At 61.1% G+C, this 23,214-nt stretch carries 21 protein-coding genes; 16 read left to right on the plus strand and 5 right to left on the minus strand.

Translation table 11 applies throughout. The features are described from left to right. Nucleotides 1–74 precede the first annotated feature (74 nt). Entirely contained in the window at nucleotides 75–1,067 is a 993-nt protein-coding gene (locus tag HKD31_RS01175; RefSeq protein ID WP_194263916.1) for a hypothetical protein, read from the plus strand. 137 nt (nucleotides 1,068–1,204) lie between these two features. Then, nucleotides 1,205–2,437 carry a glycosyltransferase gene (locus tag HKD31_RS01180; protein ID WP_194263915.1) on the plus strand — a complete coding sequence of 411 codons (1,233 nt, stop codon included), beginning with the start codon at nucleotides 1,205–1,207 and terminating at the stop codon, nucleotides 2,435–2,437. Between the two features lie 36 nt (nucleotides 2,438–2,473). Here the strand turns inward: HKD31_RS01180 and HKD31_RS01185 are convergent, their stop codons facing one another. Further along, a complete protein-coding gene (locus tag HKD31_RS01185) occupies nucleotides 2,474–3,421 on the minus strand; it encodes a glycosyltransferase family 32 protein (protein WP_194263914.1) in 948 nt (315 codons plus the stop codon). Between the two features lie 390 nt (nucleotides 3,422–3,811). Here HKD31_RS01185 and HKD31_RS01190 point away from each other — a divergent pair, with 390 nt between their 5' ends. Then, the gene (locus HKD31_RS01190) at nucleotides 3,812–4,252 is read left to right on the plus strand and encodes a hypothetical protein (protein ID WP_194263913.1); all 441 of its coding nucleotides are present in this window, start codon (nucleotides 3,812–3,814) and stop codon (nucleotides 4,250–4,252) included. A 63-nt stretch (nucleotides 4,253–4,315) separates the two neighbouring features. On the opposite strand, the gene dps is transcribed toward HKD31_RS01190, so the two are convergent. Continuing rightward, the gene (gene dps, locus HKD31_RS01195; protein ID WP_041111318.1) at nucleotides 4,316–4,855 is read right to left on the minus strand and encodes a DNA starvation/stationary phase protection protein Dps; all 540 of its coding nucleotides are present in this window, start codon (nucleotides 4,853–4,855) and stop codon (nucleotides 4,316–4,318) included. Nucleotides 4,856–5,229: 374 nt separating this feature from the next. On the opposite strand from dps, the gene pstC reads away from it, so the two are divergent. From pstC to HKD31_RS01230, 7 genes are read left to right on the plus strand one after another with little or no spacing between them, the layout of a single operon-like run. Next, complete coding sequence (pstC, locus tag HKD31_RS01200; protein WP_194263912.1) at nucleotides 5,230–6,210, plus strand: phosphate ABC transporter permease subunit PstC; 981 nt, start codon at nucleotides 5,230–5,232, stop codon at nucleotides 6,208–6,210. Further along, nucleotides 6,207–7,079: a phosphate ABC transporter permease PstA gene (pstA, locus tag HKD31_RS01205; RefSeq protein ID WP_062494362.1), complete on the plus strand. Its 873-nt coding sequence runs from the start codon at nucleotides 6,207–6,209 to the stop codon at nucleotides 7,077–7,079. Before pstC ends, pstA begins: the two co-directional genes overlap by 4 nt. 38 nt (nucleotides 7,080–7,117) lie before the next feature. Continuing rightward, a complete protein-coding gene (pstB, locus tag HKD31_RS01210; protein ID WP_062494365.1) occupies nucleotides 7,118–7,906 on the plus strand; it encodes a phosphate ABC transporter ATP-binding protein PstB in 789 nt (262 codons plus the stop codon). A gap of 6 nt (nucleotides 7,907–7,912) precedes the next feature. After that, nucleotides 7,913–8,647: a phosphate signaling complex protein PhoU gene (gene phoU, locus HKD31_RS01215; RefSeq protein ID WP_194263911.1), complete on the plus strand. Its 735-nt coding sequence runs from the start codon at nucleotides 7,913–7,915 to the stop codon at nucleotides 8,645–8,647. Next, nucleotides 8,644–9,366, plus strand: coding sequence for a response regulator (locus HKD31_RS01220; RefSeq protein WP_194263910.1), 723 nt, complete (start codon nucleotides 8,644–8,646; stop codon nucleotides 9,364–9,366). The genes phoU and HKD31_RS01220 overlap by 4 nt, the downstream gene beginning before the upstream one ends. 17 nt (nucleotides 9,367–9,383) lie before the next feature. Continuing rightward, the gene (locus HKD31_RS01225; protein ID WP_228120102.1) at nucleotides 9,384–10,637 is read left to right on the plus strand and encodes a sensor histidine kinase; all 1,254 of its coding nucleotides are present in this window, start codon (nucleotides 9,384–9,386) and stop codon (nucleotides 10,635–10,637) included. 37 nt (nucleotides 10,638–10,674) lie between these two features. Continuing rightward, complete coding sequence (locus HKD31_RS01230; protein WP_338085511.1) at nucleotides 10,675–12,777, plus strand: prolyl oligopeptidase family serine peptidase; 2,103 nt, start codon at nucleotides 10,675–10,677, stop codon at nucleotides 12,775–12,777. A gap of 69 nt (nucleotides 12,778–12,846) precedes the next feature. On the opposite strand, the gene HKD31_RS01235 is transcribed toward HKD31_RS01230, so the two are convergent. Together HKD31_RS01235 and HKD31_RS01240 are read right to left on the minus strand one after the other, a co-directional pair. Continuing rightward, the gene (locus HKD31_RS01235) at nucleotides 12,847–14,262 is read right to left on the minus strand and encodes an amino acid permease (RefSeq protein WP_194263909.1); all 1,416 of its coding nucleotides are present in this window, start codon (nucleotides 14,260–14,262) and stop codon (nucleotides 12,847–12,849) included. A 191-nt stretch (nucleotides 14,263–14,453) separates the two neighbouring features. Then, the gene (locus tag HKD31_RS01240; RefSeq protein ID WP_194263908.1) at nucleotides 14,454–15,713 is read right to left on the minus strand and encodes a lytic transglycosylase domain-containing protein; all 1,260 of its coding nucleotides are present in this window, start codon (nucleotides 15,711–15,713) and stop codon (nucleotides 14,454–14,456) included. A 63-nt stretch (nucleotides 15,714–15,776) separates the two neighbouring features. Here HKD31_RS01240 and HKD31_RS01245 point away from each other — a divergent pair, with 63 nt between their 5' ends. From HKD31_RS01245 to HKD31_RS01265, 5 genes are all read left to right on the plus strand, one after another. After that, entirely contained in the window at nucleotides 15,777–16,250 is a 474-nt protein-coding gene (locus HKD31_RS01245; protein WP_194263907.1) for a flagellar basal body-associated FliL family protein, read from the plus strand. Further along, entirely contained in the window at nucleotides 16,247–17,365 is a 1,119-nt protein-coding gene (gene fliM / locus HKD31_RS01250) for a flagellar motor switch protein FliM (protein WP_338085512.1), read from the plus strand. Before HKD31_RS01245 ends, fliM begins: the two co-directional genes overlap by 4 nt. Nucleotides 17,366–17,379: 14 nt before the next feature. Further along, nucleotides 17,380–17,877 (plus strand): DUF6468 domain-containing protein, encoded by a 498-nt coding sequence (locus HKD31_RS01255; RefSeq protein WP_011252270.1) that lies wholly within the window; start codon nucleotides 17,380–17,382, stop codon nucleotides 17,875–17,877. Between the two features lie 6 nt (nucleotides 17,878–17,883). Then, a complete protein-coding gene (locus tag HKD31_RS01260; protein WP_194263906.1) occupies nucleotides 17,884–18,660 on the plus strand; it encodes a MotE family protein in 777 nt (258 codons plus the stop codon). Nucleotides 18,661–18,914: 254 nt separating this feature from the next. Next, nucleotides 18,915–21,206, plus strand: a complete 2,292-nt coding sequence (locus tag HKD31_RS01265; protein WP_194263905.1) for a tetratricopeptide repeat protein — start codon at nucleotides 18,915–18,917, stop codon at nucleotides 21,204–21,206. A gap of 7 nt (nucleotides 21,207–21,213) precedes the next feature. Here the strand turns inward: HKD31_RS01265 and HKD31_RS01270 are convergent, their stop codons facing one another. Then, nucleotides 21,214–21,882, minus strand: a complete 669-nt coding sequence (locus HKD31_RS01270) for a TetR/AcrR family transcriptional regulator (protein ID WP_228120103.1) — start codon at nucleotides 21,880–21,882, stop codon at nucleotides 21,214–21,216. Nucleotides 21,883–21,996: 114 nt separating this feature from the next. Between HKD31_RS01270 and HKD31_RS01275 the strand changes: the two genes are divergently transcribed. Beyond that, nucleotides 21,997–23,211 (plus strand): efflux RND transporter periplasmic adaptor subunit, encoded by a 1,215-nt coding sequence (locus HKD31_RS01275; RefSeq protein WP_062497658.1) that lies wholly within the window; start codon nucleotides 21,997–21,999, stop codon nucleotides 23,209–23,211. Nucleotides 23,212–23,214 lie beyond the last annotated feature (3 nt).

Below are 23,214 nucleotides of genomic sequence, written 5' to 3' on the forward strand. Positions count from 1 at the left end.
ATGACCACTCGCGACAGTTTATGAAACATGCCAGTATTATTGCCCGCAAGAACGGACGCAATTGGGAGTAGGGAATGTCTAACGCCGCCGAAGCACCACGACAGAACCGGGTCATCGACCTCAAGGCCGGTGCACATATGATGGTTCTGGATGCAGGAATTTTCTGCATCTTCCATGCTGCCGGTCAGGCGCCCGCGGGACCAGCCGGACTGCCGGGAGTCCGGATTTCGCGCGCTCCCGGGACGCCGCCGGGAATCGTGACGATCAGCACCTTTGAGGAAGATGGCTGGATTGGCGGTTCGAACGGTGCTGCCCTGGTCCGGGTGATGCGGGGCCCGGCCGCGGTTCTCGTGACGACCTATCAGGAGCCGGGTAGTCCCCATGCGGCACCGCGTCTACAGGTGGCCCAGCTTGCCGGCCCCTTAACTTCGGCTCCCGCACAGCCTGCGCCCCAGCCGGCGGGGGTGCAGGCTCCTGTGGCCGCGTCGGCTGCCTCGGAAGCAGTTGAGACCGTTGCGGAAGAGATCTCGAAGGATATTTCCGCCCATATCCAGCGCCGTGGCGATGTCACGAGCGGTATCGGACACTGGATGGGTGTCCCCGGTAGCCAGAGCTGGATCGAGGGCTTCAGCGTCGCTCCCGAAGAGAGCATTCCGGCGTCGGACATCGAATATCAGGCTGTTCTCGGCAAGGGCTGGCTGTCTCCGTGGGCTGAAGGTGGCCAGTACTGTGGTTCACGGGGCATGGCGCTCCCGATTCTGGGTCTGCGCGTCCGCCTGAAGGGCAAGTCCGCCGAGACGCACCGGATCCGCCTGACGGCGACGTTCACGGACGGCACGCGTCTTGGGCCCGTGGACGGTTCCGAGGCGCTGGAAGCCGAAAGCCTGGCGCCGCTGGAAGCCTTCCTGCTGGAAATCCTGCCCGAGAGTGAGGAAACTGCAGAGCCCAAGGCTGCTCCCAAAGTAACCCGCGCCAAGGCAGCGACGAAGCCCCGCGCTCCGAAAGCCGCTGCAGCACCTGCCAAGGCGGCATCTCCCAGAAAGCGCAAGTCCACCCCGGCATCCTGATCCGTCGCTGATGCCCGACCAAGTGACCGGCGAGGGAACTTTCCCTTTCCGGTCGTCTTTGAAAACCGCTGTCATCTGCTGTCCTCTCCGTGTGCGAACAGGAAACCGCAGAGGCGTCCTGTCGCTCCGGAGAAGACGTGCGTTATCTATTCGTCCACCAGAATTTCCCAGGGCAGTTCCTGCATTTTGTCCGCCATCTTCTGGCTCAGGGCCATGAGATCGTCTTCATTTCCGAAGCGAACAGCAATCATATTCCCGGTGTCCGCCGCGCCATTTACCGGGTGCCGCGCCTGCCTTCGATGGAAACCCATCGCAGTCTGAGGGAGTTCGAATACGGCCTGCTCCGTGCCGAAGCCGTCGCAACGGCCGCCCGGACGCTCAAGGGACTGGGGTATGAGCCCGATATCATCATCGGCCATCACGGCTGGGGTGAACTGCTCAATCTGGTCGATGTCTTTCCGGACTGCCCAATTCTCGGATATTTCGAATTCTTCTATCACGCCGACCAGAACGACGTGGGGTTCGACCCGGAATTTCCGCCTTCACCGGAGCTCGCCGCTTCCGTGCGTGTCAAGAACGCGATCAATCTGCAGGCGCTCTGCCTTGCGAACGGATATGGTCAGTGCCCCACGCAGTTCCAGCTCGGAACCTATCCCGTCTGGGCGCAGGAGAAGATTTCCCTGTTGCGCGAAGGCGTCAATCTGGAGTTGTGCTCTCCCGAGCCGCAGGCCAGGCGCCGCAACCTTGTCATCAAGGACGCCCGGATCACGCCCAAAACGCCGCTCGTCACCTATGTGGCCCGTGATCTTGAACCCTATCGCGGCTTTCACGTTGTCATGCGCGCGCTCCCGCGCATTCTTTCCGAACGCAAGGACGCGCATGTCATTCTCGTCGGCGGAGACAGGGTCAGCTATGGCACGCTGCCGCCAGATGGCGGAAGCTGGCGCGAAGTCATGCTCCGCGAACTGGGAGATAGTCTGGATCTCGACCGCGTGCATTTTGTCGGCAAGGTCGAATACGATGATTTCCGTGCCCTTCTGCGGCGTTCGGATGCCCATCTGTATCTGACCTATCCGTTCGTCGCCTCCTGGTCCCTGCGCGAAGCCATGGCCACAGGCTGCCCGATCATCGGAAGCGACACGGCGCCGGTGCGGGAGTTCCTCACGGATGACGTTACGGGCCGGCTGGTGCCGTTTCTGGAGCCCGAAAAGATCGCCGAAGCCACGCTTGCGCTTCTGGACGACCGCAGGGCGGCCCGTCGTCTGGGGCAGGAAGCCCGGCGTTATGCCGAGGCTGAGCTCTGCCTGAACGACTATCTGCAGCGTTACGACGATCTGGTTGACCGGATCACGAAAACGCACCGGTCCTGAGAGAGGCGACAGGACAGTTCAGGCCGTCCTGTCGCCTCAGGCACTATGCCAGCTTGAGCCGAGATGTTTGTATGAGACTTCATATTCCTCGATCGTCTCATGGAACCGGTGCTGGTCGTCGATCTGAAGGTCGCAGAGCGGTCTGTGGCTCTGCAGCGCATTGTAGATCGCACGGCTGACAGCCCTGTTGAGGACGCCGGGGCCGGTCTTGAAAGCAATATATAGTCCGCAATGTTCAAAGGTGTTGACCAGCGCCATCATGGCGGCGTTGGAAACGATGGCATTGCTCGGGGCGGCACCGAAAAAATCATTATGCAGCACGTAATTATGCGTCGTGAAAAGATGACACTCCTTGATGCTGCCGGTGGTGAGCTTCTTCCAGGCGTCCAGCGACCGGATCCGCAGATCGGCATCAAGCCACCAGCCGCCATTGGCCATGATGACATAGAGGCGGAGCAGATCGGCGCCTTCGGCAGGATGGCGGACCTTCCGAAAGATCTCGGAAATTTCTCTGCCGTAATGATCGTAAAGCCATTTTGCGGCGGAGTCGCGATCGAAGATCGTAAACCGGGTGCCGAGCAGTTCCTGATGGTAACGGATATTGTCCCTGATTTCTTCCGGCGGGTTACAATCCCAGTACATGTAAAGATGAGAGGGGATCGGGTTCGTGCTGGCGATATCTTCCCCGGTCCTGAGGCCAACAGGCGGGTATCGCAGGGCCAGTTCCAGATAAAGCCTGTCTATTTCTTCTCCGGAATGAAATATCTCGAAGGCATTTCCGATGAGATCAAGCCCCTGTCCGACTTTCCCATCCTGCCATGCGGTCTGGATGCCACGGATGTAATCGGCGAGAGCCTGAGAATACGTCTCCAGTTCCCCAAGTTCTTCCGGTGGCGGCACATTGGAAGATTTCAGGAGGCACAGCAGTCTGACCTGAAGAAGTGACTGGGGCAGGGGGAATTCCGTCTGAGTTTTGCCGTGCATATCGAAAGCCACCCTGTAGAAATAGGAGGCTTCGAGAACGTTGCTGTGAATATGAAGGATATTAGCGATGGCAAAGGCATGCTCGACTGTCGATGCGCCATGTTTCTCGTAATAGGCAACCGCCTGATGGTCATGGCAGGAATGAAGTATATTGACATATGTCGAATTTTCTGAGCTTATATCTTCTGAATTAATCATTTAATAACCATTTATACTGTAATATCTAGGATTGTGATGTTGATCATAATGTAACGCCACTGTATCTATCAATGGTTTTGGTATGATTTCGTATATTCCCCGTCTTTTTCAGGATTTTTCTGTATCCCGAAGGTCCGACTGACTGACATCCGGGCAGGGAATCGGGCAAAATGAGGACAGGGAGAAGTTACAATGGCGAATGATGTCGTATCGCTTTTGAAAAGCGCGCTGGGCCGCTGGGTGTGCAGAAAAGACGTGTCATCCCATCCATCCCTGCTTACGGAACCGGATCTGCATGCTCTTGCCGTGGCGACCCAGGCAGGGCTATCGAGCCCGCCCTCGCCGGAGGGAGAACGGGAATGGGGCAATCTGAGGGAACTGACGAAGGACTGGATCGTACAGCAGAAACCAGGCGTCGCGCCGGGGCCGTTGCAGACCCATGATTTCGAACATCTTGCGGCCCTGATCACACCGGTACTTCCAGATGAGTCAACGCCTCAGGCGGTCTTGGAACCTGCCGTGTCACAACAGGAGCCGCCACAGACCGATATTCAGCCGAAGGTGGTGGTACGCTGGACGCGCGAGGCCCCGGAACTGGTGTTTGCCCGCGAGCATCTCGAACGCTGTCTCTGAACAGAAAAACGCCCCGCAGGAGACCTGCAGGGCGCTGGAAGGCTCAGTCGGTACCGGGGGTGATCAGCTCCGGCTTCCCTTATGATCGCCATCGCGCATCTGGCCCGTCGGCTCCTGAACATGGGCCTCAAGGAACCAGAGATGCTTGTCGAGGCCACGGGACACTTCCGTGAACACATCGGCCGTATCGTCGTCGCCAGCCTCGTCCGTCACCTTGATGGACTCACGCATGTTGTTGGCAACCGTCGCGTAACGGTCGATCAGTGCCGCCAGATGGTCGGCCACGCGATAGATGTTGTTCGGATAAGGCTTGCAGGCGCTGTTCTTGGCAACATCCTGCACGGTCCCCAGTGCCGTCCCGCCAAGCTGGACAGCGCGTTCGGCGACCGTGTCGGAGAAGCCATCGATGCTGGAGCGGAAGCCATCGAGCATTTCATGGACGCCGATGAACTGCGGTCCCTTGAGGTTCCAGTGGGCCTGCTTGGTGATCAGCGCCAGGTCGATCAGGTCGGAAAGACGGGCGTTCAGCGTCTCGATGGAAACATTCTTGGTGTTGTCCGCCGTGTTGTTCTGCGTCACGTGGCGGTCGGTTCTGGAAACCATGGGAATACTCCTGAACATCGAAATGCAACCCGAAGCTTGGATTCAGGTCGTGAAAATCTTCTCGCGCCCCTTAGCGTTTCGGGGCCGGCGTTCATTCAAACGTGTCATCCGTGCCACGGTTGCCTTGCGAATTCAGGTTTGGACCGGCAATTTCATGATCTGCCGTCGGACGCGGTTTTCGGCGCGGGTGCCTGCCCGTTCCATTGACCGTTCAGGGCGGTTTGTAACGGCCATGGCCTGCGGGGATGACATAAATCTTTCATCCCGTGTCGTTCCTGTTCCGGTTGTTCTTCCATGACAGGACGGCTAATGCACTGGTGTGGTGGCTGTAGCTGCCGGATAATGCCCGTTTTTCAAGTCAGAGCTCCTCACGCATGACCCTTGCCACAGCCACGCAGCCCGAAGAGGCCCGCGACAAGGCCGGTGTTTCCCACAGTGGAAGCCGCCGCAGCGGGCCCGATACCGTATTTCACCTTCTGGTCGCCGCTTCGGCGCTTCTGGTTCTGGTGGTGCTGGGTGGTCTCGTGGTCCTCATGGGCCTGGGGGGCAGTCAGGCTTTCCGGACCTTTGGCCTTGGATTTGCCTTTCATGATGTCTGGAACCCGGTTGCCGACGTGTACGGGGCGTGGGCGCCCCTGTTCGGTACGATCGTCAGCACCCTGATCGGCGTGGCGATTGCCCTGCCGCTGGCGTTCGGGACGGCGTTCTGGCTGACGGCGATGGCGCCTCCCAGGGTTGCCGCGATCGTTGGAACGGCTGTGCAACTTCTGGCTGCCGTACCCTCGATTATTTTCGGCATGTGGGGCTTTTTCACGATCGTCCCCTTCATGGCCCGGACGGTTCAGCCCTTTCTGACCCATCATTTCAGGCATGTTCCGGGGATCAGGTTCATCATTCATGGCGCGCCCTTTGGTACGGGGCTCATGACGGCCGGTCTGGTGCTGGCGGTCATGATCGCCCCCTTTATGACCGCCGTGATGCGCGACGTGTTCGCGGCCATGCCCAACATGCTGCGTGAAAGCGCCTATGGCTTGGGCGCCACGCGATGGGATGTGATGTGGAAGGTCGTGGTGCCATGGTCCCGTTCGGGCATGATCGGTGCGATCGTCCTCGGGATGGGGCGTGCCTTGGGTGAAACCATGGCCGTGACCTTCGTGATCGGAAACGTGACGGCGGTCGGCTGGTCGCTGTTTGCGCCCCGCAGCACGGTGGCGTCCCTGATCGCCCTTCAGTTCCCGGAAAGTCCAGCCGGGTCGCTGCGTCTGTCCGCGCTGCTGGCGCTGGGTTTCATCCTGATGCTGCTGTCCTTTGCCAGCCTGGCGCTGGCGCGGATGCTGCGGGGAGATACGAAATGAGCGGAACCGTCGTCTCCACAACCGGCTGGAAGCCCAATCCACGCGCGGCCCGCCGGCGCCGCGCCGATCATCTGGCGACCGCTTTTGGCATGGTGATGGCCGGCATTCTGGTGCTGGTGCTGGCGTCCATTCTGTGGACGCTGCTATCACGCGGCCTTGCCGGCCTGTCCGCTACCGCGATCATGAAGCCGATGGGACCGCCTGGCTCCTCCTCAGGGCTGGCGAACGCGATCGTGGGCAGTCTGATCCAGACCTTCATGGCGCTGCTGATGGCGACGCCGCTCGGTCTTGGATGCGGGATCTATCTTTCGGAATACGGGACAGAAACCAATAAATTCGCGTCCTGCGTCCGCTTTGTGTCCGACGTGCTGATGTCGGTGCCGTCCATTCTGGTGGGCCTGTTCGTCTATCAGGTCCTGGTGGCGCCGTTTGGCCACTTTTCCGCGCTTGCGGGCTCCGTTGCGCTGGCGATTCTGGCGGTGCCGATTATCGTGCGTACGACCGAGGATATGCTGCGGCTTGTCCCGACGTCCATGCGCGAGGCCGGAGCGGCTCTGGGCGCGACGCGCTGGCGGGTAACGCTTTCTCTGTGCCTGCGTTCCGCCAAGACGGGCGTTCTGACGGGTATTCTTCTGGCTCTGGCCCGGGTGAGCGGTGAAACGGCGCCGCTGCTGTTCACGTCGCTCGGCAACCAGAACTGGTCTTTCAGCCTCAACCGGCCGATGGCGAGCCTGCCGGTGACGATCTACCAGTATGCCGGTGCATCCTATGAAGACTGGGTACAGCTGGCCTGGGCCGGCGCGCTGCTGGTGACGATGGGTGTGCTGGCCATCAACATTGCCGTCCGCGTTTCGGCGCGACGCGGATGACCCCGGGAACAAGGCAGGGGATGATACAGGATTCCATGATGACCGAGACTGATCCGCAGGTGGCGAAAAGCCCTGAAGTGGCGCTGGCTGTCCGCAACCTGAACTTCTACTACGGCGAAAATCACGCCCTGCACGACATTTCGATCGACTTCCCGGCCCGTCGGGTCACGGCCATGATCGGGCCGAGCGGATGTGGCAAATCGACGCTGTTGCGGGTCTTCAACCGCATGTACGACCTGTATCCCGGCCAGCGCGCGACGGGCGAGGTGATTTTCGACGGGCGCAATGTTCTGGAGCGCGATCTGGATCTGAACATCCTGCGTGCCCGCGTGGGCATGGTGTTCCAGAAGCCGACACCGTTTCCGATGTCGATCTATGACAATATCGCCTTCGGCGTGCGGCTGCATGAGAAGCTGAACAAGGCGGAGATGGACGCGCGTGTTCAGGACGTTCTGACCCGCGTGGCGCTGTGGAACGAAGTCCGGGACCGTCTGCATGCGCCGGCTTCCGGTCTTTCGGGTGGCCAGCAGCAGCGCCTGTGCATCGCACGTTCGATTGCGACGCGGCCGGAAGTGCTGCTGCTTGATGAGCCGACCTCGGCACTGGATCCGATTTCCACGGCACGCATCGAGGAACTTCTCGATGAGCTTAAGGAAGAGTTCACGATCGCGATCGTGACCCACAACATGCAGCAGGCTGCGCGCTGCGCGGACCAGGTGGCATTCTTCTACATGGGACGGCTGATCGAAGTGGACAGCGCGGACCGGATGTTCACCAATCCGAAGCAGCAGCAGACCCAGGACTACATCACAGGCAGGTTTGGATAACGCGTCATGGCTGACAGATCTCACATCGTCAAAAGCTACGAGCAGGAGCTGGGCCAACTCCGGTCCATGATGGCGCAGATGGGCGGCATCGTGGAAAACCAGGTGGCCCTCGCGCTTTCCGCCATCGCGGATCGCAATGAGGAAGCCGCCGATGCGGCTGCGCGGCAGGACCCGGAAGTGGACCAGCTCGAACGCGAGGTCGAAAGCCTTGCGATCCGCCTGCTGGCGCTCCGAAGCCCCATGGCCGGCGATCTGCGCGAGATCGTGGCAGCCCTGAAGATTACCGGCGATCTGGAGCGGATCGGTGATTACGCTTCGTCTATCGCACGGCGTTCCCTGCGGATCAGGATGCCGGAAAACCAGATTTCGCTCTCGGGCCTGCGCAGCATGGGCCGTCTGGTGCAGGAAAACCTGCGCCGGTCGATCGATGCCATCACGCAGCAGGATTCCAACCGCGCCATGGAAGTCTGGCATTCGGACCGTGCCGTGGACGAGTATTACACGGCGCTGTTCCGTGAACTCGTGACGTACATGATGGAAGATGCCCGCAATATCCGCGCCTGCACGGAACTGCTGTTCATCGCCAAGAACCTTGAGCGGATCGGCGATCATGCGACCAACATCGCCGAACGCGTCTTCTATGCCGTGACGGGCGACAACCTGCCGTCCCTGCGTCCGCGCGGGGCTCCGGCGTCGGCCCTGACGGTAGCAGAGACGATGCAGGAGCCTGACGTCCGGTGAAGGGACCATCGTCTGCGCGCGCCAAGGGGCTTGTTCTTCTGGTCGAGGATGATCCGGCCCTGCTTCTGATGACCTGCTACAATCTCGAGCAGCGTGGATACCGCGTCGAGACGGCGGAGGACGGAGAAGCCGCCCTTCTGGCGCTGGAAACGTCCCGTCCGGACGCCGTAGTGCTGGACTGGATGCTTCCGGGACTGTCCGGGCTGGATGTGTGTCGCCGGATCCGCGCCAATCCCGCATTGCGTGATGTGCCGGTCCTGCTCCTGACTGCGCGTTCGGCCGAGCAGGATGCGATCCGCGGGCTCGATACGGGTGCGGACGACTATCTGATGAAGCCGTGTAGCATCGATACGCTCGATGCGCGTCTTCGGGCGTTGCTGCGCCGGCATCAGTCTTCCTATGACCGCCTGTCCTTTGCGGACATCACGCTGGACCCGGAAACGCATCGCGTGGAGCGGGCCGGGCGGATGCTCTCGCTCGGGCCGAGGGAATACCGCCTGCTGGACTTGCTGATCCGTAATCCGCGCAAGGTGTTCTCCCGCGAGGATCTGCTGCGCCGGATCTGGGGCCAGAACATCCATGTCGAGATCCGGACGATCGACGTCCATATCCGGCGTCTGCGCAAGGCCATCAACGGTCCGGGAGAGGTCGATCTGGTGCGGACCGTGCGTGCGGCCGGTTATGCCCTGGATGACGGCCCGACGACGGACGGCGGCTGAAGGTGCCGTCGGGGGGATTGCCGCCTGCAGCAGATACGCTGCCATTACAGGTTGGCATGGTCCTCGTCTGCGTGGCGCTGGCCGGGTGGGTGCTGGCAGTCTGGCTCCTGCTGCGCCAGCCCCGGGTTCCGACGTCTCCGCCTGACGATTATCTGAAACCCGTGTCTCCGGCCGACCTGCCGGTCGATCCGCTGCCAGCCTGCGCCGTGGTACTGGACGGGCTTGGAGCGATCGTACAGGTCAACGAGGAAGCCGCGTCGCAGTTCGGGGAGACGGTTGGCGCCATCCTGCGTCACCCCGCAGCGCGCGCTGCACTTTCCGCGGCGTTGCGGGCACCGGTTCCGGCCAGTCCATCGGGCAGCAGCAATCGGGGGGATCTGCCGCCGGTCTGCTCCACGACCTTTACGCTCGATGTGCCGGTTCCGCGCACGCTTCACCTGATGCTGCGCCGGCTCCCGGGCGGGAAGGGGCAGGACAGGCGTGTTCTGGTGGTGCTGACCGACCGGAGCGAGGCGCAGGCTGCGGACAGGATGCGTATGGATTTCGTAGCCCATGCCAGCCACGAGCTGCGCACGCCGCTTGCCTCGCTGAGCGGGTTCATCGATGCGTTGCAGGGGGCGGCAGGGGAAAACCCGGTCATGCGGCATCAGTTTCTCGACATCATGCGCCAGCAGTCCGAGCGGCTGAAACGGCTGATCGATCGTCTGTTGTACCTGTCGCGCGTGCAGGCGCATGAGCATCAGCGCCCCCGGGACGTGGTGGACGTGGCCGATCTCATGGCCGTGGTGCTCGGGGAAGTTGCGCCGCGTTTCGAGCAGGAAGGGCGTACCCTGAAGCTGGAGATCGAGGACGACCTGCTGGTCCGTGCTGACGAAGATGAGATGGTGCAGGTCCTGCTCAACCTGATCGAAAATGCCTTGCGTTATGGCGCGCAGGAGGGCGATCCGCTGACCATCACCCTGTCCGCGCGCCGTGCGGCCAGTCCGGATGATCGCTGGCCCGCGGATGGAGGCGTCATTCTCGGGATCGAGGACAATGGCTGCGGGATGGAAGCGCATCATCTGCCGCGCCTGACCGAGCGTTTCTATCGCGTGGGGGCGCCGACTGACGGGGCCGGGCAGGGGACGGGGCTGGGTCTGTCCATCGTGCGCCATATTCTGGACCGGCATGGCGGGCGATTGCGGATTGCGAGTGCGCCGGGAAAAGGGACGACCTGTCTGGTCTGGCTGCCGCCTGCGGGGGCGACACTTGCGGTTTCGCTGGTGGAATGACAGTTTCCTTCTGAAACAATCAGAAGGTGTTGCGACAGTGAGAGTTCTCCGCAGTTTCCGCCGTGTCGGTCTGGCCGCTCTGCTGACGGGCAGCATGTTCACGCCGCTTCATGCGGCCGATGCCCCCGACACCATCCCCGCCTGGCTGAGCGATATCAATGGCGCGCAGGCCATGTCCTGGGTGAAGGCACAGAACGACCGGACCCTGCGTCTTCTGGGTCATGGGCCGCTTTATCAGGGGCTGTATGATAAATCCCTGAAATTGCTTCAGACGCATGACCGTCTGGCCTCGCCGATCCAGATTGACGGGATGATCTATAATTTCTGGCGTGATGACCGGCACCTGCGGGGCATCCTACGTCGGACCACGCCGGACTCCTATGCGACCGAGCATCCGGAATGGACGGTGGCGCTGGATCTCGATGCGCTGGCGGCGAAGGAAAAGCGCAACTGGGTCTATGGAGGCGTGGACTGCCTGCACAGTCAGCAGAATCTCTGCCTGCTTTACCTTTCCGACGGTGGCGAGGACGCCAAGACCGTCCGGGAGTTCGATCTCCGGACTGGAAAGTTTGTCGAAGGCGGGTTCAGCCTGCCCCATGCCAAGCAGGATTCCAGCTGGCTGGACCGGGATACGCTTCTGGTCAGCTATCCCTGGACGGATGCCGATCTCACGGAATCGTCCTATCCGTATATCGTGAAGCTTCTCAAGCGCGGGCAGTCTCTGGCCGAAGCGCAGGCGGTCTTTACCGGCAACCGCAAGGACGTCGAGGTCGGGCCGGAAGTCCTGCATGATGGAGCCGGGCATCAGGTCACGCTGATCCGCGAAGGTCTGGATGCGTTTTCGTCGAAACTGTTCCTGTATCGCGATGGTCAGGTGACGCCGGTCGCCATTCCCCTGAAGGCGGACGTGGCGGGGCTGTTCAATGGCCGGCTGGTGGTACAGTTGAAGGAAGATTGGAAGGTCGGGACGCAGACTTTTCCGCAGGGGAGTGTGGTGCTGGTCGATCCGGTAGCCGCAACCGTCGCACCCCAGCTTCTGCTGGCACCGACCGGGAAGCAGATGATCGAGGAAGTGTCCACGAGCCACGGCCATCTGATCGTCACGCTTTACGATAACGTGCGGGGCCGGATCTCGATCTATACGCCGTCCGGTACGGGCTTCACGCACCGGGACCTGCCGCTGCCGCAGAACATGTCGGTGGATCTGGCCAGCGTCGACGAGGACAGCCCGTTGGCCTATGCCGTTTCGACCGGATTTCTGAGCCCGACCACCTTGTGGGAAATCAACAGCGATACGGCTTCGGTGCAGAAGATCCATACGCTGCCGGCACAGTTCGATGCTTCGGACATGACGGTGGAACAGCAGGAAGTACGCTCGACGGATGGAACCAGCGTTCCGTATTTCATCGTGCATCGTCGGGACATGAAGCTGGATGGCACCAATCCGACGCTGCTTTATGCGTATGGCGGGTTTGAAGTGCCGCTTTTCCCGTTCTATTCGGCCGGGATTGGCAATAACTGGCTGTCGCGCGGTGGTGTCTATGTTCTGGCGAATATCCGCGGTGGCGGGGAATTTGGACCGGCCTGGCATGATGCGGGACTGAAGACGCATCGCCAGCAGATTTATGACGATTTTGCTTCCGTGGCGAAGGACCTGATGGACCGCAAGGTGACGTCCCCGCAGCATCTGGCGATTCAGGGCGGCTCCAATGGTGGCCTGCTGATGGGCGTTGAGTTCACGCAGCATCCGGATTTCTGGAAGGCTGTTGATATCGAGGTGCCGCTGCTCGACATGATGAATTACGAGCACATGTCGGCGGGTGCGTCCTGGGTCGGTGAATATGGAACGGTCTCCATCCCGGAGCAGAAGGCGTTCCTGCGCGGGATTTCGCCGCTTCAGAACCTGAAGCCGGATGTGAAATATCCCGTGCCGTTCATTGAAACGACCACCAAGGACGATCGCGTTGGTCCCGTTCATGCCCGCCGTTTTGCGTGGCGCATGAGTGAGCTGAAGCTGCCGTATTATTACTGGGAGCAGGTGGCAGGCGGTCATGGTTTTGGCGCCAGCCAGAAGGAAATCGCCCAGACTCAGGCGCTGAGCTATGCCTATCTGTGGTCCGAACTCGGTCGGACGCATTGAGGTTTCGCCTCATGCGGATATGAAAAAGGGCGCTCCGAGGAGCGCCCTTTTTTGTGTGGGAAAAGAGGATCAGCCGTGGCGGCGACCGCGATCCAGCAGGCACCAGCCGCCAATCAGGATGGCGCCGATCAGGGGGATGGCGCCGATCGTGATCGTGCCGTCGGGGTAGTCGAAGGCCATCATGATCAGGACGAAGCCCAGAAAGCCCAGGGTAGCCCAGGTTGTGTAAGGCGCGCCGGGCATGTTGAAGCCTGTCGGCGCAATGTCCCCGCGGTTGATCGCAGCCCGGAGGCGGAGCTGGCACAGCAGGATGAAGCCCCAGGTGCTGATGATGCCCAGCGCCGAGAAGTTCAGGACGATTTCAAACACGCGCGACGGGATGAGGTAGTTCAGCATCACGCCGACCAGATAGACGGCCAGCGTGGTAAGGATGCCGACATAGGGCACGGAACTGCGGTTCAGCTTGCCCAGGGCCTTCGGGCCGGAGCCGCCAAGGGACAGTGCGCGCAGGACGCGGCCGGTGGAATACAGGCCGGAATTGAGGCTGGAAAGGGCGGCCGTCAGCACCACGATGTTCATGATGGTGCCGATGCCCGGGATGCCGAGCGCCTGAAAGAACGTCACGAACGGACTGGTCCCGGCATGGTATTCCGTCCAGGGCAGCAGGCAGACTAGCAGGATGACGGAGCCCACATAGAACAGGGCGATACGCCAGATGACGCTGTTGATGGCGCGCGGAAGGATCTCACGCGCGTCCTCGCACTCGCCTGCGGCCGTGCCCAGCAGTTCGATGCCCGAATAGGCGAAAACCACGCCCTGAAGCAGCATGAGGGCCGAAAACAGGCCATGCGGGAAAATACCGCCGTTTTCGGTAATCAGGTGAAAGCCGGTCGTATGGCCCGCCACCGGCATGCGTGTCCCGAGGATGACGGCACCGGCAATGAGAAAGAGCGCCAGTGCCACGACCTTGATGAGGGAGAACCAGAACTCCATTTCGCCGAAATAGCGCACGCCGATCATGTTCATGGTGCCGACGATCGCCAGGGCCGCGAGTGCGAAGGCCCATTGTGGAACCGGCAGGAACACCGCCCAGTAATGCATGTAGAGCGCCACGGCCGTGATATCGACGATGCCGGTCATGGCCCAGTTCAGGAAGGACAGCCAGCCCGCCATATAGGCGGCCCGCTCGCCAAGGAACTCACGCGCATAGGTCACGAAGCTGCCGCTGGTCGGGCGGTACATGACCAGTTCGCCCAGCGCACGCAGGATCAGGAACGAGAAGACGCCGCAGATCGCATAGATGATCGCAAGGGACGGTCCGGCCACCTGAAGGCGTGAGCCCGCGCCCAGAAACAGTCCTGTTCCGATGGCGCCACCGATGGCGATCATCTGCACATGACGGCGTCCGAGGTCCTTGTGATAGCCTTCCTCACTGATGGCCCCTGCATGGGTCGGGGTGTGATCGGGAGCCGGGCTTGTCGTCATCTGCGCGTCCTGGGAAGTCGTCGTAAAAGGTGTCGGTAAAGCTGTATGGGGCATGACGAGAGGCCGGGCCGTGAGGGCCTACGCTTCATGCGCGTCAGCTATGTGTGGCATGCATGGGAACATAGGCGAAAGTGACCGCATTGCCAACGCGGATTGCTTCTGAGGCCGAAACTGTTCCCCGGACTGTGCTTTCAATGTCCCGGCGGGACAGCCATGCAGGCCATTCCCTGTCCGGAAAGAGTCGAGCAGGCCTGCGCCGCTCCGACACGGCTGATCCCCGTCAGACGGGCCCGCCAGACCGTGGTGCCATGGCTGGGGGTGGGATGAACTTCGATTCGGGCGGACTGAAGCGATGTAAACGCGGCCTGTCGCGCCATGGTGGCCGCAAACTTCGCCTGTCCGATGCTGCCGAAGGCCCCCACCTGAACCGCCCAGGGGCCATAGCTTCCGGGACGCCTGTAGCCGACAACCATGGTGGTCGATTCTGTTGGTTGTGTCGGCAGCGTATGGGGCGTCGGAATGGCGGGGGCGGGCGGGAGCGGGCGTGAAGAGACCGGCTCCTGAATGGTCAGCGTATCGCCAGCAGGCCTGGAAACAAAGGTCGGGGACGGTGCGGCGAGGGGAGGCGTGCTGACGGGCTGGACGGCACACGGCACATCGGGATCGTAGGCATCGTCCGGGTTGCACGGAACGGCGCTGGGGGCTGCGATGGGTGTCTGGGCGGCGGCACTCGTGACATGCCGGCTGGCCCAGACCTGCCCCACACTGCGGGCTGACGCCGTCATGACCGGCGCAGGCGCTGTCTGGGCCGGGGCCAGACCTGCGAGGGCCATGCCGGACTGCGAGGCGTTCAGCTGATCGGCGGTGGCATAGGCCGCCAGCGGACCCGTCATGGCGACCTGCGTGCCGAGATGCGGCGTGATGCTCGCAACGTAATTGACGGTTTCGTTGGGCAGTTGCCGCCCTTCGTAGAGATAGTCCTCAAGCCGCTGCGGACCGGCATTGTAAGCGGCCAGAAAGGCCGGAGCCCCGTATTTCCGGGCGAGGATGCTGATATAGCCCGTGCCTGCCATGATATTGTCATGCGGCTCGTAAGGATCCGAACGCAGACCGTAGCGCGAGCGCATGTCGGCATAGGTCTGGGGCATGAGCTGCATCAGGCCCATTGCCCCGGAATGGGACGTGATGGGCCGCCCGTCCAGAAACTGGTGACCGCCCGATTCCTGATGGATCACGGCACGGATCCAGTCCTGGGGAATCGAGAAGCGGTTTGCGGCCTGAAGGATGTACGGGCCCCACGGATCGCTGGCCGGACCGGGCGCGCGATAAGCATTGCTTGAGGAATAGTACCGGTCGTACGGAGAACGCTGGGACGCGCAGCCTGCAAGGGCCGCAAGGCTCAGGATGATGGTTCCAGTCTGAAGGAAGACTCGCCTTTTCCTGAGCATCATAAACCCACTGTTAATCTTTTATGCCGATGATGAGCGCTGTCCGAAAGAGAAGGCAGACAAACGGTGACGACGGAGACTCCGGAAAACGAAACCCCGGTCAAGAAGGGGGGTAAGCGCAAGATCATCATCCTTGCAGTGCTGGCATGCCTGCTTCTGGCTGGTGGTGGAGCCTTTGCATGGAAGCATTTTCATCATGCGGCAACCCCGGTCGCCAAGACTGCCCCTCAGCCGGTGAAGTGGACCACCATCACCATTCCGACCATTCTGTCCAATCTCGACTCCGGTATGGATCGCACGCGATACGCCCGGATCGGTGCCCGGCTTGAGGTCGAGGACGGCAAGGACGCCGCCAATATCGCGGCCCTGATGCCGCAGATCCAGGATGCGTTCCAGACCTGTCTGCACGGAATGCAGCCTTCGGAGCTTTCCGGCAGCGGTATCTACCGGCTGCGCGAAACAATGCTGGCACAGATCACCAATATCGTGGCGCCCCTGCGTGTGAGGGATCTCTTTTTCGTAGAGGTGCTGGTGCAGTGAGTGACGACCGACAGGCTGATACCGCTTTCGCGGACCAGGGCACGGACATACCCGCCGCCGCCTTTCCCCTGTCTGGACAGGGCATGGCAGGGCTGGGCCATGACAGCGATGAAGACCATGTTCTCAGCCAGGCCGAGATCGACAGCTTTTTCGGCAAGGATTCTGTGGTCACGGGTGCTGCTGACAGCAGCGGTATCGAGCGCGTGGTCAGCACATCGGGTGTCTCGTCCGAGCGGCTGCCGATGCTTGAAGTGGTCTTCGACCGTTTTACCAGAATCCTGACGACCAGCCTGCGCAATTTCACCAGCGATAATGTCGAGGCGTCCATGGACCGCCTGGGCTCCCAGCGTTTTGGAGATTATCTCGAAAACGTGCCGGGACAGGCCATGTTCGCGGTCTTCAAGGCGGAAGAGTGGGACAATTACGGCGTCGTCGTACTGAGTTCCTCCCTGATCTACAGCATCGTCGATGCCCTTCTCGGGGGGCATATCCGTGGCGACAGTGCTCTCACCGCTCCGGCCAGCCGCCAGACCGGACGGCATCATACCGCCATTGAGCGCGCGCTGATCGAGCCGATGGTCAGGATTATCCTTGATGATCTGGAAACGAGTTTCAGCCCGCTCTGCGCCGTCAATTTTCATTTCGAGCGACTGGAGATGAATTCACGTTTCGCGATGATCTGCCGGGCCGGAAACGGGGTGGTTACCGCACGGTTCGGCATCGATATGGAAGGCCGCGGCGGAGACGTGGATATCGTACTCCCCCACGCTACGCTCGAGCCTGTGAGAGACATTCTGCTGCAGCAGTTCATGGGCGAGAAATTCGGTCATGACGGCATCTGGGAAAACCATCTCGCCCGAGAGCTCTGGCAGACGGATCTGACCCTGGATGCCGTTCTGGAAGAGCAGACCATGAATCTGAAAGATATCATGAAGCTCGCTCCGGGGGATCAGCTTGTCCTGCGCCGCAAACCGGATGCGTCCGTCAGTCTGCGGTGTGGCGAACATGTCCTTTTTACGGGACGTGTCGGGCGAAAGCAGGGGCAGGTCGCCGTCAAGATCGAAGACGTTCTTAACCAGAAACCCGGCACGGATCGTGCCACATCCTATAGCTGAGCGGAGCATATTTCATGGACAGATTTCAGCTTGGGATCGAGATCGCCCTGTCAGTGCTGCTGCTGGTGACGATTTTCTACAGTCTCTATCTGGGGCGTGCCCTCTCCGTCCTGCGGCGTGACCGCGGACAGCTTGATGCCCTGATCGCCAGTCTCCAGTCCAGCAGTGCTCAGGCGCAGTCGGGCATTGATCATCTGCGCCAGACGACGGAACTCGTCGGGCGTGCCCTGGGGAAAACCGTTGAGTCCGGCAAGAGCCTGAAGCGGGATCTGGCCATGCTGTGCGAACGCTCCGAGACGCTCGCCCAGCAACTGGAATCTCTCCTTCCCGCCGGGCGTGTCGCCACCGCAGGCATGAAGGCGTCTCCCCGTGTCGAGGAACGGCCCGAGGAAGCCCCGTTCCGCTCTGCGCTGCGCCTGAAGCCGGACGAAGTGCGGACCATGAAGCCCAGTGGCAGCAAGAGTGCTGCCGAGCGTGAACTTCTGCGCGCTCTTCGGCAGAAGCAGGGATAAGACGTCATGTTTTTCCGTATCCTGCATCTTGCCTGCGGTCTCATGATCGTTCTTCTCGGGGTCAAGATCTACGCGATCGCGGGTGATCTGATGGGCGACGCGGATTCTCCGTCTTCATCTCTGACAACTGTTGCGATGGCCCAGCCGCAGCCGCAGCCGCAGCCGCAGCCGCAGCCGCAGCCGCAGCCGCAGCCGCAGCCGCAAGTCCAGCCCGCTGCGCCGACAGAAGCTCTACCGGCGGCTCCTAAGCCCGCGGGAACTGCCCCCACCCTGGCGACGGCTGTTCCGAAAACGGATGATCTGTGCGCGCACGGGGGTTGCAAGGGACCCGTGCCAGCTGCGCCTGCACTAACGGTGCAGCCAGCAGATCCCACACTCGTGGAACAGCTCGCTGCCAGGGAAAAGGATCTGGATCGGCGTGATGCAGCACTGAATGATCGCCAGCGCCTTGTTGATGCGGCTGAGGAAGAGTTGCAGCGACGGATGACAGCGCTGGAAAATTCCCGGACTGCCCTTGAGAACAGCGAACAGCATACGGACCAGCTGCGGAATGATGATGCTGACAGGCTGGTCAAGATCTATCAGGCGATGAAACCCGAAGATGCCGCAGCAATCTTCAATATCCTTGATCTGCGGGTTGGCGTAGCGCTGCTCAACAGGATGAATCCGCGCAAGGCATCCGCAATCATGGAGGCCATGTCCCCCCAGCGCGCCATTCTCGCCACGCAGCTCCTTGTGAACTCTCATGCGCGGCCTGCCACGCGGATCGGTGGTAACGGATGAAACGGGCGTTTCTGGCCACTGCACTGAGCCTGTCGCTGCTCGAAACGGCTGTGGCTGCGCCTGCGCCTAAAGTTGTCAGCGCCAAGCCGGAAAAAGTAGAAACTGGGCCTGCAAAAGCCCCTGATGAGAAGCTGTTGCCTGCGGGCTGGGCTTTCCTGAACGATCCGTCGCCGCTTTTTCCGCATCCTGAAAAAGCAGTACAGGAAAAACGGGTTTCTGCAGGGCCGGCCTCAGTCACCGGAACTCAGTCACAGGTGACGATAGATCCCACTTATGGAACGTCCGTGCAGGTCCCGGGCGCAACCGGACTGTGGCTGCCTCTGGGTGAGCTGACGCCTGTCGCGGCGTTCCGCAATGGGCAGAATATCGTGCTCTTGGCAGCGGGGCGGCATGTCCTGGATACGGCGGGCCTGGCCGGGATCGGACCTTTCAAATCTGTTTCCAGCCGGATCCTGTCAGATGTGACAGTCATTACCGTAACGTTGTCCGACGAGCGCGATCCTGTTCTTCGTCCTGTCGGGGCCGGGTGGACGCTGTCAGTTGCGGCGGACGTAAAGCCTCAGGCCGATATGCTGCTCGGGCAGGATGCAAACGCCTTGACGTTCACGCCGCCGGTTGCGGAAGGTCTGCCCCAGGTTGTCGCGCTGGATGATCCTGATTCAGGGCGAAGGCTGCTGCTTGGAATGACGCGCTCAGGCCGCATTCAGCAGTCCATGCGGCGTCTGGGAACCGGGTTCGCGGTCCGGAGCAGTCTGATCGGTGTCGTGGTTGCGGCTGATTCCGACACCATAGAGCTGCGTCAGGCGGGTGGGAAACTGATCCTGGATACGATGGGGCCGGACAGTTTTCCGCTGATGGCATCCAACCGGCTTCAACCCTATGGCTCGTCCCTGAGCGGTGTCAGTCTGGGGCCGGGAACCCCAGAAGAACTGCGGGAAGCGCTCAGGCGGAGTGTGGCCTCTGCTGCCATGGCGTCTTCGGGGGATCGTTTTGGTGCCCGGATGCGGGTTGCGCAGGCGGCAGCACGGGCTGGCAATGGTCCACTTTTGGGCGAAGTCATGGACGTGGCTTTGCAGGACTGGCCTGAGGGTGTGGAAAAGCCCGAAGCACGCCGGCTGCAACAGATATCGGCGGTGCTCAATGCCCGGCCGGGTTCTTCCTCGCTGGCAGAAGATGGTGGGAGTACGCCGGAAGACCAGCTCTGGCGCGGAATGATGCGGATGCTTCTGCCATCTTCCCGTCGGGTTGGACAAAGCGCATCAGGGTCTCCGGAAAGCGACCGTCTTCAGACGGCAGATCTGATTGCGACAGGACTTCCTGTTCTTCAGGCCTATGCAGCTCCGCTGAAGGAGCGGCTATTGCCTTTGGCGACCCAGTGGATCGCGCGTTATGGAAGTGATGGCGCCACGAAAGTGCTCGATCAGTTTCCCAACGGACCGCAGGTGGCTCTGGCGAAGGCTCTGCTGGCAGCGCGACGGAATATGCCGGATGCAGAAGCGAAACTTTCTATTCTTGCACATGACCCATCGCCGCTGATCTGGCCGGTGGCTCGGGAAGCTTCGCTCCGGCGGGCATTGGAAAAAAAGACACTTCCCCCGCAGGCTGTTGCGGATCAGGTGGATGGCATCCTGCCTGCTCTTCGGATTGCGGAACGCGAGAAGGATGGGCGTCTTCTACAGATCAAAGCCCTGATGGAAGGCGGAAACCTCGAAGGGGCCGCTGCGGCAGTGCAGGAATGGGGGCGTCTGTATCCGGATGATGCTGCCCAGGTCGCTGTGCAGGAAACGGACATTATCCGGCAGATGGCCAGGGCTGCGTCTTCGGGCGCGCGGCAGAATATGAACGAGGTTGCCTTTCTGAAAGATGCGCTGCTCAAAGCGTCAGACAGTGCCTTGCGTGATGACATTCTCGATGGTCTGGCGCGCCGCTACGAGGCACTTGGTTTGCCGGATCAGGAGCGTGAGGCCCTGCGGGATCTTCTGGCGTCCGGGAGTAATACCCAGGAGATGAATGTTCGGATCCGGCTGGCGACGCTTGAGCTGAATATGGGAGACCTCAAGGCGGCACGACAGGATCTTGGGGGTTTTGCCGAGGGATCTCCGGATGCTGCCCTGGCGCTTCCGGGTGGAAGCAGCAGCCAGTCCGTGGAGGTGGCGCTTCTGAAAGCGCGTATTGCACTGGCGGATCATCGTCCGGAAGAAGCGGTGTCAGAGCTGGCGACCATTCGCGATCCGCGGGCCTGGACCTTGCGGGCACAGATGGCTGAAAAGGCCGGGGACTGGCCTTATGCGGTTGAGGCGCTTGTGCCCATGCTGGACAGTCTCCCGCGAGCCGGTGGCGCTTCGAAAGAAACGCTTTCGCCAGAACAGCAGGCTCTCGTCCTGCGAATCGGGGGGGATGCGTCGAGAGCGCAGGATCAGCAGACGCTTAAAAACCTGCAGATCCGGTTTGGGGCACTGATGAAAGGGACGCCGTCTGAAGGTGTTTTCCGTCTGCTGACAGGGGGGCGTGAGGATGCCTCGCCGCCGGTTTCCGCAGGGGGGTAAGTTTTTGTCAGGTCGGAGTGACCGGACGATGGCCTTCGAGGAAAACCCTGATGCCATACGCCATGAATTTTTCGAGGTTTTCTTTTGAACGGTGGGGTTTGCAGTGGGTGAGCCGTCCCAGCATGGGGCCGCCTAGCGTCATGCCGAAGAGCAGATCCGAAGCTTCGGTAATGTCGGGAATATCCAGTCTGCCGGCTTCGGACTGGGCAGCCAGCCAGTTCTGGATGGGCAGGACACGGCCCGAAAGCTGGAAGAGATCTGCGACGAGTTGGCGGACGGCCGGGTTGCGGCTGGTTTCCGTAATGACGGAGCGGAGCAGGCTCAGGCGCTCGTCGCAGAACATGCAGGCTGCGATGCTGGTCATCAGGCCCAGAAGCTGTTTCTCCATGGGATCTGTGGGCAGCGGCGTATAATCTATGGGGGCGAAAAGCCGTTCCAGAATCAGGGTCTCGAAAAGAACTTTCTTGGAGTCGAAAAACTGATAGAGGGTTTTTTTGGACATCCCCGAGCAGGCTGCGATGCTGTCCATCGACGCGGCATGATAGCCGTGGGTGGTGAGAACCGCACTGGCCGCATCCAGGATCCGGATGCGTCTTTCGGCTTCATCGAGCTGCGCTGGACGGCCACAGCAGGGCTGTTTCCGGTCTTCGGACTGGCTGCTCGACGGACTGTTCAAGATCAACTCCGATATTATTTCACAGACTGAATTGACGTCTGTCAAAGAAACCCGCTAGTTTCCGTCCTCGCGGGAAACTAGCGGGTTTCTGTATCACAGGATAGCGGCCGTATCATGCCTTCTTTTCAGAAAATGTCTTTGAATTCTTCTGCCGCCCTGTCTCCGGTCGGTCCGTGGGGTGGGAAGGGAACTTTTCTGGTGCCGCTTCTGGCACTGCCGCTGCTGGTGGCGGGATGTCAGAAAAAAACTCCCCCTCCCCAGATGCCGCCGCAGCCTGTCGATGTGGTGACGCTGAAGACGCAGCCTGTTACGCTTGAGACGTCCCTGCCGGGTCGGACGGATGCCTATGAGCAGGCACAGATCCGGCCGCAGGTGAATGGTGTCATCGTCTCGCGTGATTTCGAGCAGGGTGCGGACGTCAAGGCGGGGCAGCAGCTCTTCCAGATCTATATTGCACCGTATCAGGCAGCTTACGATCAGGCGAAGGCGCAGCTTCTCAACGCACAGGCCGCGGCTGCCCGGGCAAATGGTCAGCTGAAGCGGTATCGTCCGCTGGTGGCTGCCCATGCCGTGAGTTCGCAGGATTTCGACAACACGCTGGCGACGGCGCGTGAGGCTGAAGCCCAGGTGGCCCAGGCCCAGGCTGCCGTGGAAGCAGCGGCCGTCAATCTGAACTACACGCATGTTCGTGCACCCATCAGCGGCCGGATCGGCCGCACGCTCTATACGCCGGGCGCGCTGCTGACGGCGGGTCAGAGCCAGGCGATTGCAGTCGTGACGCGGCTTGATCCGATCTATGTGGACGTCAATCTTGCGGCGGCCGATATGCTGCGCCTCAAGCGGGAGCTGGCGAACGGGCAGGTCGAACGCAGTGGTGCGGATGCGGCTGCCGTCAGCCTGAAGCTGGAAGACAGCTCCGATTATCCGACGCGCGGCAAGCTCCAGCTTTCCGAAGTCACGGTTGACCCGTCGACCGGAACGCTTGTCATGCGCGCGGTTTTCCCGAACCCCGATCATCTGCTGCTGCCCGGAATGTTCGTTCATGCGCATATTCAGGAAGGCATTGATCCGAATGGTCTTCTGGTGCCGCAGGTTGCGGTCGCGCGTGACGCCAAGGGCAATCCTTACGTCATGATCGTGGATGGTGAGAACAAGGTCACCCAGCGTTCCATTCAGGTCTCGCGGACGGTGGGGGATTTCTGGCTTGTTTCGGACGGGCTGAAGGCAGGTGAGAAGGTGATCGTCAACGGTCTGCAGAAGGTGCAGCCAGGTGCGAAAGTCACGCCTCACGATGTCCCGGCTGACGCCCCAGCGGGAAAGGCGGAGTAACCC

This window comes from Gluconobacter potus (genome assembly GCF_015244705.1).
GTDB classification, from domain to species: domain Bacteria; phylum Pseudomonadota; class Alphaproteobacteria; order Acetobacterales; family Acetobacteraceae; genus Gluconobacter; species Gluconobacter potus.